10 protein-coding genes and 1 tRNA gene are annotated in these 12083 nt (G+C 67.7%); 7 read left to right on the forward strand and 4 right to left on the reverse strand.

The window, feature by feature from the left end; genetic code table 11:
• Nucleotides 1-68 precede the first annotated feature (68 nt).
• From RAM80_RS01245 to RAM80_RS01260, 4 genes are read left to right on the forward strand one after another with little or no spacing between them, the layout of a single operon-like run.
• Complete coding sequence (locus tag RAM80_RS01245) at nt 69-1025, forward strand: ABC transporter substrate-binding protein (protein WP_416424417.1); 957 nt, start codon at nt 69-71, stop codon at nt 1023-1025.
• Between the two features lie 20 nt (nt 1026-1045).
• Nucleotides 1046-2398, forward strand: a complete 1353-nt coding sequence (locus tag RAM80_RS01250; protein WP_416424418.1) for an LLM class flavin-dependent oxidoreductase — start codon at nt 1046-1048, stop codon at nt 2396-2398.
• On the forward strand, nt 2395-3540 hold the full coding sequence (locus RAM80_RS01255; protein ID WP_416424419.1) for an acyl-CoA dehydrogenase family protein: 1146 nt from the start codon (nt 2395-2397) through the stop codon (nt 3538-3540). The genes RAM80_RS01250 and RAM80_RS01255 overlap by 4 nt, the downstream gene beginning before the upstream one ends.
• Nucleotides 3537-4496, forward strand: a complete 960-nt coding sequence (locus RAM80_RS01260; protein WP_416424420.1) for a D-isomer specific 2-hydroxyacid dehydrogenase family protein — start codon at nt 3537-3539, stop codon at nt 4494-4496. The genes RAM80_RS01255 and RAM80_RS01260 overlap by 4 nt, the downstream gene beginning before the upstream one ends.
• Before the next feature lie 142 nt (nt 4497-4638).
• On the opposite strand, the gene RAM80_RS01265 is transcribed toward RAM80_RS01260, so the two are convergent.
• The 3 genes from RAM80_RS01265 to selA form a co-directional block, all read right to left on the reverse strand.
• Nucleotides 4639-4734, reverse strand: a tRNA-Sec gene (locus RAM80_RS01265).
• 10 nt (nt 4735-4744) lie between these two features.
• Nucleotides 4745-6658, reverse strand: coding sequence for a selenocysteine-specific translation elongation factor (gene selB, locus RAM80_RS01270; protein ID WP_416424421.1), 1914 nt, complete (start codon nt 6656-6658; stop codon nt 4745-4747).
• Entirely contained in the window at nt 6655-8046 is a 1392-nt protein-coding gene (gene selA / locus RAM80_RS01275; protein WP_416427394.1) for an L-seryl-tRNA(Sec) selenium transferase, read from the reverse strand. The genes selB and selA overlap by 4 nt, the downstream gene beginning before the upstream one ends.
• Nucleotides 8047-8169: 123 nt before the next feature.
• On the opposite strand from selA, the gene RAM80_RS01280 reads away from it, so the two are divergent.
• The gene (locus RAM80_RS01280) at nt 8170-8661 is read left to right on the forward strand and encodes a hypothetical protein (protein ID WP_416424422.1); all 492 of its coding nucleotides are present in this window, start codon (nt 8170-8172) and stop codon (nt 8659-8661) included.
• Nucleotides 8662-8747: 86 nt separating this feature from the next.
• Here RAM80_RS01280 and RAM80_RS01285 read toward each other — a convergent pair whose 3' ends face one another.
• Nucleotides 8748-10049: a hypothetical protein gene (locus RAM80_RS01285; protein ID WP_416424423.1), complete on the reverse strand. Its 1302-nt coding sequence runs from the start codon at nt 10047-10049 to the stop codon at nt 8748-8750.
• 196 nt (nt 10050-10245) lie between these two features.
• On the opposite strand from RAM80_RS01285, the gene RAM80_RS01290 reads away from it, so the two are divergent.
• Both RAM80_RS01290 and RAM80_RS01295 read left to right on the forward strand, forming a co-directional pair.
• Nucleotides 10246-11076 (forward strand): crotonase/enoyl-CoA hydratase family protein, encoded by an 831-nt coding sequence (locus tag RAM80_RS01290; RefSeq protein WP_416424424.1) that lies wholly within the window; start codon nt 10246-10248, stop codon nt 11074-11076.
• Between the two features lie 21 nt (nt 11077-11097).
• Nucleotides 11098-11913, forward strand: coding sequence for a class I SAM-dependent methyltransferase (locus RAM80_RS01295; protein ID WP_416424425.1), 816 nt, complete (start codon nt 11098-11100; stop codon nt 11911-11913).
• Nucleotides 11914-12083 lie beyond the last annotated feature (170 nt).

The raw sequence follows: 12083 nt of genomic DNA on the forward strand, positions 1-12083 counted from the left end.
TCAACAGCTCGCTGGCAAGCCAGCTCCCACACTGGCGGCCGCTGCTACACGCCCTATGGAGCATCTACATGCCCTTGCCTCGCCTGCTGTCCACCGCCCTGCTGTGCCTGGCCGCCACCCTGGCCCACGGCGCCGACCTGCAACCGCTGAAGGTCGCCAACCAGAAGTCCACCATCAAGGCCCTGCTGCAGGTGTCCGGTGAGCTTGAACACGTGCCCTACACCATCGACTTTTCCGAATTCCCTGCCGCCGCCCCCCTGGGCGAGGCGCTGAACGCCGGCGCCGTTGACGTCGGCGCCCTGGGCGATGCGCCCTACGTGTTCGCCCTGGGCGCCGGCGCGCCGCTGAAAGTGGTGAGCATCACCCACATGAACGGCCGCTACACCACCGCCCTGCTGGTGCCCAAGGACTCGCCCATCCAGCAGGTGGGCGACCTCAAGGGCAAGCGCATCGTCACCACCAAGGGCTCCATCGGCCACCTGCTGGTGATCAAGGCCTTGCACGAAGCGGGGCTTAAAACCAGCGACGTGACCTTCGCCTTCCTGCTGCCCAGCGAATCGCGGGTGGTGCTGGAAAACGGCAGCGTCGACGCCTGGTCCACCTGGGACCCGTACACCACCGTGGCCACCGCCAGCGGCCAGGAGCGGGTGCTGGTCAGTGGCGCCACGCTGCTCACCAACCACCTGTACCTGGCGGCCACCAGCCAGGCCATCGCCGACAAGCGCGTGCAGCTGCAGGACTTCGTCGCCCGCGTCGACCGCGCCTGGCAGTGGGCCAACGGCCACCCGCGTGAATACGCCGCCGCCATGGCCAAGGTCACCGGCCTGCCGCTGGAGATCCAGTTGGCGGCCGCGCAGAACACCCACATGGAACGCGTGCCCATCGACGCCCAGGTCATCAAGGGCCTGCAGCAGACCGCCGACCTGTACCGCAGCGAAGGCATCCTCACCAAAGCGGTGGACGTGTCCCACGGCTTCGACCCCAGTTTCAACGCCAGCACCCCCCTCGCCGCCAGCGCCCAGTGATTGATCAAAGGAGTATGACCATGACCCAGCAACGCCAACTCAAACTCGGAGCCATGATCCACGGCGTCGGCCACGGCTGGGGCGAATGGCGCCACCCCAAGGCGCTGCCCAACGCCAGCACCAGCCTGGCCTTCTACAAGCAGCAGGCGCAGCTGGCGGAAGCGGCCAAGTTCGACTTCGCCTTTATCGCTGACAGCCTGCACATTCACGAAAAGTCCAGCCCGCATTACCTCAACCGCTTCGAGCCGTTGACCATTCTCTCGGCGCTGGCGGCCACCACCGAGCACATCGGCCTGGTAGCCACCGTCACCGTCAGCTACACCGAGCCGTTCCAGGTGGCGCGCCAGTTCGCCTCCCTGGACCTGCTCAGCGGCGGCCGCGCCGGCTGGAACGTGGTGACCTCGTGGCTGAGCGGCACCGCCGACAACTTCGGCAAGCCCGAGCACCCGGCCCACGCCACCCGCTACCGCATCGCCCGCGAGCACGTGGACGTGGTCAAGGGCCTGTGGGACAGCTGGGAAGACGACGCCTTCACCTACGACAAGCAGACCGGCCAGTTCTTCGACCCGGCCAAGCTGCATACCCTGGGCCACAAGGGTGAGTTCTTCGCGGTCAAGGGCCCGCTGAACATCGCCCGCTCGCCCCAGGGCCAGCCGCCGATCTTCCAGGCCGGCACCTCGGAAGACGGCCGCCACTTCGCCGCCGGCAACGCCGACGCGATCTTCGTTCACGGCGAGAACTTCGAACAGGCCAGCGCCTACTACCAGGACCTCAAGCGCCGCGCCGCCGAGGCCGGCCGCGACCCGCACAAACTGGCCATCCTGCCTGGCATCCGTCCCATCGTCGGCCGTGACGAGGCCGAGGTGGAAAGCCGCTACCAGCAGGCCGTGGACCTGGTCAGCATCGAGGACGCCATCGTCGCCCTCGGCCGGCCGTTCAACGACCATGACTTCAGCCAATACCCGCTGGACGCGCCCTTCCCCGACGTCGGCCACCTGGGCGCCAACAGCCACAAGGGCAGCAGCGAGCGCATCATCGAACTGGCGCGCGAGAACGACTGGACGCTGCGCGAGGTGGCGCTGTATTTCTCGCGGCCCAAGCGTGACTTCGTCGGCACGCCTGCGCAGGTGGCCGACCACATCGAACACTGGTTCAAGGCCGGCGCCGCCGATGGTTTCATCATCAACTCGGTGCTGCCCGATGGCCTGCAGTATTTCACCGAACTGGTGGTGCCGGTGCTGGTGCAGCGCGGGCTGTTCCGCGACGCCTACACCGGCACCACCCTGCGCGAGCACCTGGGCCTGGCCGTGCCGGCCAACCGCAACGCCGCGCCGGCCGCCGCCAGGGCGCCTGCCGAGGAAGAACTGGCATGAGCGAATTCAGCTACCGCACCCTGCTGCCGACGCTGACCGCGCAACTGGCCGCCAGCGCCGAGCTGCACGACCGCACCGGGCAGTTCCCGGCGACCAACTTCGCCCTGCTGCACCGCCATGGCCTGCTGGGCTACACCGTGCCCACGGCCTACGGCGGTGGCGGCGCTAACCTGGCCCAGGCGCGCGACGTGATCGCCGCCGTGGCCCGTGGCGAGCCGTCCACGGCGCTGATCCTGGTGATGCAATACCTGCAGCATGCGCGGCTGCCGTTCAGCAACTGGCCCGAGGCGCTGCGCCAACAGGTGAGCGAGGACGCGGTGCGCAACGGCGCGCTGATCAACGCCTTGCGCGTGGAGCCCGACCTGGGCACGCCGGCGCGCGGCGGCCTGCCGGCGACCATCGCCCGGCGCACGCCCGAGGGCTGGCGCCTGAGCGGCACCAAGATCTATTCCACCGGCAGCCACGGCCTGAGCTGGTACAGCGTGTGGGCGCGAAGCGACGACGCCGACCCGCTGGTGGGCGCCTGGCTGGTGCACCGCGACACCCCGGGCATCGCCATCGTCGACACCTGGGACCACCTGGGCATGCGCGCCACCTGCAGCCATGAGATCACCTTCGATGACGTGCTGGTGCCGCTGGACCACGCCGTCAGCGTCAGCCCGGCCAGCGCCCCGGCGGCTGAACTGGACGCCCAGGGCCTGCTGTGGATGGCGGTGCTGTTGTCTGCCGTGTACGACGGCGTGGCGCAGTCGGCCCGCGACTGGCTGGTGCAGTGGCTCACCGAGCGCACGCCGTCCAACCTCGGCGCGCCGCTGTCGAGCCTGCCGCGCTTCCAGGAGACCGTCGGCCAGATCGACACCCTGCTGTTCAACAACCGCAGCCTGCTGGACGCCGCCGCCCAAGGCCTGACAGCGCCGCAGCACGCGGCGCAGATCAAGTACCTGGTCACCGACAACGCCATCCGCGCGGTGGAGCTGGCCATCCAGGCCTCGGGCAACCCCGGCCTGTCGCGCCACAACCCGCTGCAACGGCACTACCGCGACGTGCTCTGCAGCCGCGTGCACACGCCGCAGAACGACGCCATTTTCACCGGCGTCGGCAAGGCCGCCTTCGCCGCGTCAAGCACAGGAGTCACGCCATGAGCGACCTGGTCATCGCCAGCCAGCTGGACGCGCCGTTCAACCAGGCCCTGCGTGCGCGCCTGGCCACCACCCACCCCGGCGTGAAGGTGATAGAGGTGCCGGTGGGCGTGCCCAGCGACCTGCCGCCCGAGGCGCGCATTCTCATGGGCCGGCCCATCAACGTGCGCGGCTACCAGGCCCCGGACACCCCGCCGCCGGGCTGGCCCTACGGCCTGCGCTGGATTCAGCTGGCGTCCTCGGGCATCGATTTCTACCCGGCGTGGCTGTTCGACGGCCTGCCGGTGACCACCGCGCGCGGCAGTGCCAGCGACCCGATTGCCGAGTTCGCCTTGGCGGCGATCTTCGCCCGCAACAAGCACCTGCCCGACATTTGGGTGAACAACGCCGACTGGCAGTTCACCGCCCTGACGCCGGTGAAGGGCCAGACCTTGGGTATTCTTGGTTTCGGCTCCATTGGCACGGCGCTGGCGCACAAGGCCCAGGCCCTGGGCCTGCGGGTGGTTGCCCTGCGCCAGAGCGACGCGCCGCTGGGCGTGGCTGGCGTGGAGACGGCGCGTGACATTCACCACCTGTTCGCCGAATCAGATCATTTGGTCGTGGCCGCGCCGCTGACGCCGGACACCCGCCACCTGATCAACGCCGAAGTGCTGGCCAGCGCCAAGCCGGGGTTGCACCTGATCAACATCGCCCGTGGCGGATTGCTGGACCAGGACGCGCTGCTGCACGCCCTGGACCATGGGCCGCTGGGCTTCGCCACCCTGGACGTCACCGAGCCCGAACCGCTGCCCGACGGCCACCGCCTGTACAGCCACCCCAAGGTGCGCCTGTCGCCGCACACCTCGGCCATCTCCACCCGCGGCGCCGAGGCGATTGCCGATATCCTGCTGGATAACCTCGACCGTTTCCTCACCGAACAGCCCCTGCACAACCTGGCTGACCGCGTACGCGGGTATTGACCAACACCGCGTTGCCTGCGGACGCGGCCTGCGGCCGCTGCTACGAGAAGCCCCGTAGCAGCGGCCAAAGGCCGCGTCCAAGCCCCACCCAAATCCCCCCGTAGCAGCTGCCGAAGGCTGCGTCCCAGGGCCCACACGAAAATGGCGGAAGGCAGCCGGAGTCGAACCTGCCCGGGAACGGCTGCCGTCCCCAACCGGGTTTGAAGCCCGGCCGCGCCACCGGGCGCGATTGCCTTCCTGTAAAGCGTTCAGCCGTCCTGCGCCAAGGGGTTTTCCAGGCGCAGGCGGCGGTGTTCGCCCAGCCTGCGGGTCAGGCCGATGCGGTCGAAGAATTCCAGCACCTGGATGCTGCGCTTGCGGCCCAGGCCCACCCGGTCACGAAACGCGGTGACCTGGATATCCGGCCCCAGCCCGTGCAGTTGCCTCAGCATAGCCGCCATTTGCCGCAACGTAGCGTCGGGGTAAAACAGATCCTTGACCACCTGGTGCACCTGCCCAAGCCTCGCCAGCTTGCGCAGCAGCAGGCGCACGCTGGCGTCGTCGTGACCGCTGGCGCTGGCCAGCTCGCGCACCCAGGGCGGGTCCAGGCCGCCCGCCTCCAGCAACGGCCGCAGGTGCTGCCACAAGGCATCGTCCCCAGCGTTCAATTGCGGCTGGTGGCCGGGCAGGTGCAGCCACGGCCCGCTGGCCAGCAGCGCCCCTTCACCCAGCAATTCCTCCAGCAGGCTGATGTACGCCGGGCGCTCCACCGGCAAGGCGGCGAAGCGCCGCAGCCGGTCGCGGTCGGGGCCCATCTGGTCGGCTTCCAGCTCATGAAAGCGTTCAAGGTGTGCCAGCAGCGCCACCTTCAGCGACTGCCAGCGCTGTTCGTTGAACAGCAACGGCCCCTGCCGCGTAGCCACCACCCGCACACCGGGCGGCGGCCGCCAGGTTTCGCGCAGGCGGTTGAACTGGCGCTCCAGGCGCTGCGGGTCGAGGCCGCTGCCGTTGTGGGCCAGCAGCATCGGCAAGGCGCCTTCAAGGCTGGTGGCGCTGGCCAAAACCTGCAACTGCGCCAGCCTTGCCGGGCTGCGGCGCTGGCGTGACGGCGCGAACGGGTCCAGCACGCGGCCGCCGCCCAGGGTGCGCTGGGCGCTCTGGTCGCGCAGCACCAGGCGGTCGCCGCGCACCGCCTGCATGGGCGCGTTCACCAGCAGTTGCGCGAGCATGCTGGCGCCGGGGGCCAGGCTGCTGCCCTCCAGCAGTGCCACCCGCGCGGTGACGTCCTGGGTGCCCAGGTGCACGTGCACCGGGCTGAAATGCTCGAAGGCCCTGGCTTCGCTGGCCAGCAGCTGCAGCTCGATGTCGATGCGCTGGCTGGGCGCGAACAACCATTCGGGCACCAGCCAGTCGCCGCGGTGGATGTGCGCCAGGGCCAGGCGCTCGCCGGCAAGGTTCAGTGCCACCCGTTGCCCGGCCAGGGCCTGGCTGGCGGCCTGGTTCTGGGCGTGCAGGCCGCGCACTTTCACCGGGCGGCCTTCGGCCCCCAGCAGCAGCGCGTCGCCCACTTGCACCTGGCCGGCGATGGCCGTGCCGGTCACCACGATGCCGGCGCCCTGCACCGTGAACGCGCGGTCGATGGCCAGGCGAAAGCCGCCGCTGTCGCGGGCCTGGCGCATTTCGCGCTGCATCATCACCAGGGTCTTGAGCAGCGTATCGATGCCGGCGCCGGTGACGCTGGACACAGGAATGCGCCGCGCCGCCGCGTAGGGCCCGTCGGCCAACAGCCGATCTACCTGGGCCTGCACTTCGCGCACGCGCTCCGGCGGCACCCGGTCGCACTTGGTGATGGCCACCAGCGCCTGGGGAATGCCCAGCAGTTGGACGATGGCCAGGTGTTCCAGGGTCTGCGGCATGATGCCGTCGTCGGCGGCCACCACCAGCAGCACCAGGTCGATGCCCTGGGCGCCGGCGAGCATGTTGTGGACGAAGCGCTCGTGGCCGGGCACGTCGATGAAGCCGGTCAGCGGGGCGTCACGTTCCAGCGCCGCGTACTGGTAGCCCAGGTCGATGGTGATGCCGCGCTCGCGCTCCTCGCGGCGGCGGTCGCCGGCCTGCCCGGTGAGCGCCGCCAGCAGCGCGGTCTTGCCGTGGTCGATGTGGCCGGCGGTGCCAATGATCACGGTGCGGCCCACCCGGGCAACTGCGCCAGGAACGCCGGTTCATCGTCCAACTGGCGCACGTCCAGCCACAAGGCGTCGTCGTCCAGGCGCCCCAGCACCGGAATCGGCAGGCCGCGCAGGCGCGCCTCCAGGCCAAGCAACTGGCGCCCGCGCAGGCGCTTGGACACCTGCGGGCGCAGGCACAGCGCCGCGCCGGGCAAGCGCGCCACCGGCTGGCTGCCGCTGCCGATCATGCCCAGCGCCGGTTCGACGGACACGGTCCAGCCCTGCCCCACCGCTTGCGCCACGGCAGATAGCAGGCGCCCGGCCTGGGCCAGCAGCTGCTCTGGCGGGCGGGTCAGCAGGTGCAAACTGGGCAGGCGCTCGGCCAGGCGGTCGGGGTCGCGGTACAGGCCCAGCACCGCTTCCAGCGCCGCCAGGGTCAGCTTGTCGACCCGCAGGGCGCGTTTGAGCGGGTTTTTCTTGATCTTCGCGATCAGGTTCTTGTGGCCCACGATCAGCCCCGCCTGTGGCCCGCCCAGCAGCTTGTCGCCGCTGAAGGTGACAATGTCGGCGCCGTCGGCCAGGGCCTGGCGCACCGTGGGCTCGGCGGGCAGGCCCCAGCGCGTCAGGTCCAGCAGGCTGCCGCTCCCCAAGTCCTCCAGCAGCGGCAGGCCGTGCTGGTGGGCCAGCTGCGCCAGCTCGGCGGTGGGCACCTGGGCGGTAAAGCCCTGGATGCTGTAGTTGCTGCTGTGCACGCGCATCACCAGGCCGCTGCGCGGGTTGATGGCGGCCTCGTAGTCGCGGGCGTGGGTGCGGTTGGTGGTGCCCACCTCGTGCAGCTTCACCCCGGCGCGGGCCATGATGTCGGGGATGCGAAAGGCGCCGCCGATCTCGATCAGCTCGCCGCGCGAAATGATGCCTTCCTTGCGTGCGCCCAGGCTGTTGAGGGCCAGCAGCACGGCGGCGGCGTTGTTGTTGACCACCGTCACCGCCTCGGCGCCGGTCAGTTCGCGAATCAGGCCCTCGATCAGGTCGTCGCGGTCGCCGCGCTTGCCGGTGGCCAGGTCGAATTCCAGGTTCAACGGGTAGCGGGCCGCGGCCAGCACCGCCTCGACCGCCACCTCGGGCAACAGCGCCCGCCCCAGGTTGGTGTGCAGCACCGTGCCGGTGAGGTTGAACACCCGGCGCACGCGGCTCTGGTGCTGCACGTGCAGCCGCTCGCTGACGCGGCCCAGCAGCACCTCGGCTGACAGTTCGGCGGCTTGCGAAGGCTCGCCTTGGCGCAGGTCATCGAGCAGCCCGCGCAATGTTTCTAGGGTGGCCGGGCGGCCATAGCGGTCGAGCAAAGGCAGGCAGGCAGCATGGCGCAACAGGCTGTCGACCGAGGGCAGGCGCGGTGGCATCAGGGGGCTCCGGTGTAAATACCCCCACAGCGTAGCCGGTGACAGCTTTCCTGCCTGTTGGTTCTGCAAGGGGCGGTGCTCGGGGGCGCCCCGGATAATGAACCCTCATCAATCAGGAGCAATACCATGTCTACACAACTGCGCAACGCACAGGCCGTCGACGACGTACGCTGGGAGTTCGAGGGTGGCAATGGCTACCAAGCCGACGAAGTCAGTTTCTCCCATAACGGCACCGACTGGGTGTTACGGGCTTACTACAAGCGCGGGCACATTGGGGAAAGTCATGCGGTATGGCTGTATATCCGCGGCGCCGCCGACCAACCTCTGAACGGCACCTTCAACCTCGATGACGTACTGACGCCCAACAGGGACGCCTTCTGCTACTTTCTGGAGGAGGTTCAAGAAGATTGGTTTGATGCGTACACCCCCACTGGCCAGGTCGAATTCAAAATCGATCCCACTGGCCTCAGCACCGGCCAAATCACTGCATTGATCGGGCTGGACCTGAAACTGCATGTCAGCTTCAGCGTGGCGCAGACCACCGCAGACACCCCGCGAATCGTTCCCGCCGCTGAGGAAAAAGTGCAAGCCCTGCGCGCCAGGTACCTGCACGCGTAACCCTGTAGCAGCGGCCACCAGGCCGCGTCCGGGGACCGGCGCGGTTACCGGACGCGGCCTGGTGGCCGCTGCTACAGGGCTGGGTTTTAACTGCCCAGCAACCAGTAGACATCCGCCTGGAATCCCAGAAGCACATCCCTGGCGGGCGCGCTCGTGACGCGCATCTGTGGGGCACTGGCCCAGCCGGAGACGACATAGGCAATAGCGACAGTGCCGCCATCACCAAAATCCGTGTCTGGTTGCCCATCGGCCAGGAGCCGTACCAGGGCCACTTTCGATCCATTCTGGAACAGATACGTCATGAGCACCATTCGCTCGGCTTCACCTTCGCCATGGAAGGCGCCTTGGACCCAGCCATTTTCACCGGGCGTGAGCAACGGCTCACCGTGGTTGAAATCCGGAGCCACTGCCCCCCGCGCGGTAAAGCCGAACACGATGCCAGCGAAGTTGTCCGTATACCCTGTGCCGCCAATGACCCGAAGTCCGCCCTCACCGCCTAATAACGCAGCGGCCGTGAACCCCGAGCTTTGTGGCACCAGCACATAGCCCGGCAAAAGAGCCGATTGGCCGAACCCGTAGTCCAGCCCCTGGGCGGTTACGCATAGCAGGTACTTTCTTTCCTGTGACAGGCCAACCAGCTCTGCTACCAGGAGGACGATCGCCTGGTGATCGGGGTGTGCGGACGGCTGTACCACTGCGTCGATGGGAGCATTATCCGCCACGCCTGTACCGGCCATGGTCACCACACAGTACCCGGTCTGGTTGAACGCCCTGTCCACGCCGCCCCTGCCATCAAGGCGGACCACGACTGACATCGTCGCTCCATCCCCGTCCCACCTGACCGGGAATATCAGGTAGAGCTTGTCACCGGCGACCAGGCTTTGGGTGAGTGAGCCAGCCCTGCCAGGCAGGCCAGACGTGCCATTTGCCTGTGGGTCAGAAACCGTCGGTTCAACCAACCGTGCACGCTTGTGCTCATGAACCACCAGTTCCGACACCCGCAGACGCACCCGCCCACCGACTCCGTAAGGCGTATGGTGGGTGCCATCGGCGTTGTAGCAAGTAACGATCAACTCGTTGCCCAATGCGCCGGTCACCAGGATTCGCTCGTCGGCGAGCAGGTGCAAATGGTTGCCGTTGCCCAGCGCGTCATGGAAGAAGCCACGACCGCGTACGAAGGCTGCATCCAGCTCGCCTGTCGAGGTGAATTTCGTTACATAGTCCCCCGCCAGGGACGGGCGTTGCGACAACGCGAACAGGCCGCCTTCGTTGCTGGGTATCAAGGCACGCACCAATGCATTGCTGCCCGTATGGTCCAGGTTGACGTGGCCGCCACCGAACTCAGGCTTCAAGCTGCCAGCGCGTGCTGGGTGGGTTGGACGGTTCATCGCGGCTGCCTCCAGTGGGTGGAAGGCGTACCGTAGCAAGGGGCGGGTATCTCGTAACCTGTCAGAACCTGCAACCTACGTCCCCTGGCAGCGGCCGCCAGGTCAATGCTGGCCTGTGGCCTCCTGTCAAACCTACCAGTATCGCGCCCGGCGCCGTTTCTCTACGGTATGGCGAACCCCACACCGAGGGCGCGCCATGCAATATCTTACCCACTACGACGGAGCACGACGTTTGCTGTGGGGGTATTTTGCCCCGCTGGCGGTGCCCAGTTTCACGCCCCAGCTGCTGGACGATGTGCAGGCGCACGAGCAATCGCTGGACACCGCCGAAGGCCCGCTTCGTACCAGTGCCTTTCAGCCCGTGAATTACTATGCCTGGGCCTCGCGAACACCAGGCTACTTCAGCCTGGGTGGCGACCTGGCACATTTCGTCGACTGCATCGAACGGCGCGACCACGGCGTTTTGCTGGCCTACGCGACGCAGTGCGTGGATATCCTGCACCGGCGGATAATGCACTATCAGGCTTCGCCGCTGATTACCCTGGCACTGGTGCAAGGCCCGGCGCTGGGCGGTGGGCTGGAAGCGGCGCTGGCCAATGATGTGCTGATAGCCGAGGAGCACGCCACCTTCGGCTTTGCGGAAATCCTGTTCAACCTGTTCCCCGGCATGGGCGGCTACAGCCTACTGTGCCGACGCATCGGTATGCGTGCCACCGAGGCAATGATAGGTGGCGGCGCTACCTACTCGGCCAAGGCGTGCCTGGCCATGGGGGTTGTCGACCGGGTGGTGCCCACCGGCACGGGCGTGGCCGCGCTACACGCCTTCGTCGACGAAACCCAGGCACGCCACAACGGCCTTGCGGCGATGCATGCGGCGCGAGAGGTGGCCATGCCCATCAGCCATGAGGAATTGCTGACCATCACCGCCCAGTGGGTGGACGCCGCGTTGCGTCTGTCGCCAGCGAACCTGGTGCACATGAAGCATCTGGTGCAACGGCAACGCGCGCGCCTGGCGCCCCAGCCCTGAAACATCGGAGGAGGCATCATCATGGTGGACTATGTATTTGGCCATTCGCCCCAGGAGCTGGAGCGCCTGATGTTTCAGGCCCAGGTGCTGGAACCCTTAACCACACGCCTGATCCAGCAGATGGGCATCGAGCCCGGCATGCGCGTCCTGGACCTGGGCTGCGGCGCGGGCGACGTGACCCTGCTGGTCAGCGAATGGGTGGGGCGTGGGGGCGCGGTCATGGGCATTGATCGCAGCGCCGAGGCCGTGGCACTGGCCCGCCACCGTGCCAGGCTGGCGGGGTTGACGCAGGCGAGCTTTGTCGTCGACGAAATCGACACATTCACCAGCCGCCAGCCTTTTGATGCAGTGATTGGCCGTTACGTGATGGTGCACCAGGCGAACCCCGTGGCGTTCCTGCGCAAGGCGGCGGGGTTTCTATGGCCGGGGGGCGTGATGGGCTTGCATGAACTGCTGATCATGGAACCGATCGTTGAATCCCACCCCGGCGTTGCACTGTGGGACCAGCTGGGCCGGTGGTTCGTCACGGCCTTGCGCGCGGGGGCGCCAAATTGCGAGGTGGCGGGGCGAATGATCGAGTGTTTTGCCCAAGCCGGGTTGCCGCAACCGGGGCTGCTCTGCGAAAGGCCGGTGGGCGGTGGAGCGCAGTCACCCTTTTATCGTTGGGCAGCGGAGGCCATTCATGGCGTGTTGCCGCACTTGGTGCGCCTGGGGGTGACGTGCGAAGCAGAGGCCGATGTGGCGAGCCTGGAGCACCGCTTGCGCACGGCCTGCGTGCAGGCCCACGCGCAATTGCTGGGCCCCACGCAAATCTGCGCCTGGACCCAGGTGCCGTAGCAGCGGCCGCAGGCCGCGTCCGAAAGCGCCGCGTATTCCTTTAAACACCGGGGGGCCAGACGCAGCCTTCGGCAGCTGCTACGCGAACGTGGATACCCCGTGGACCGCGTCGCCTGCATCGCGGCCAAGGCCGGCTCCTACCACGAATAGTGTAGGAGCCGACTTTAGTC

The sequence above is a fragment of the Pseudomonas sp. App30 genome (assembly GCF_047947025.1).
GTDB lineage: Bacteria > Pseudomonadota > Gammaproteobacteria > Pseudomonadales > Pseudomonadaceae > Aquipseudomonas.

Bases quoted from the DNA above. Each gene is read 5' to 3' on its own strand.
- RAM80_RS01245 (WP_416424417.1), top strand. From the start codon at position 69: ATGCCCTTGCCTCGCCTGCTGTCCACCGCCCTGCTGTGCCTGGCCGCC.
- RAM80_RS01250 (WP_416424418.1), top strand. From the start codon at position 1,046: ATGACCCAGCAACGCCAACTCAAACTCGGAGCCATGATCCACGGCGTC.
- RAM80_RS01255 (WP_416424419.1), top strand. From the start codon at position 2,395: ATGAGCGAATTCAGCTACCGCACCCTGCTGCCGACGCTGACCGCGCAA.
- RAM80_RS01260 (WP_416424420.1), top strand. From the start codon at position 3,537: ATGAGCGACCTGGTCATCGCCAGCCAGCTGGACGCGCCGTTCAACCAG.
- RAM80_RS01280 (WP_416424422.1), top strand. From the start codon at position 8,170: ATGTCTACACAACTGCGCAACGCACAGGCCGTCGACGACGTACGCTGG.
- RAM80_RS01285 (WP_416424423.1), bottom strand. From the start codon at position 10,049: ATGAACCGTCCAACCCACCCAGCACGCGCTGGCAGCTTGAAGCCTGAG.
- RAM80_RS01290 (WP_416424424.1), top strand. From the start codon at position 10,246: ATGCAATATCTTACCCACTACGACGGAGCACGACGTTTGCTGTGGGGG.
- RAM80_RS01295 (WP_416424425.1), top strand. From the start codon at position 11,098: ATGGTGGACTATGTATTTGGCCATTCGCCCCAGGAGCTGGAGCGCCTG.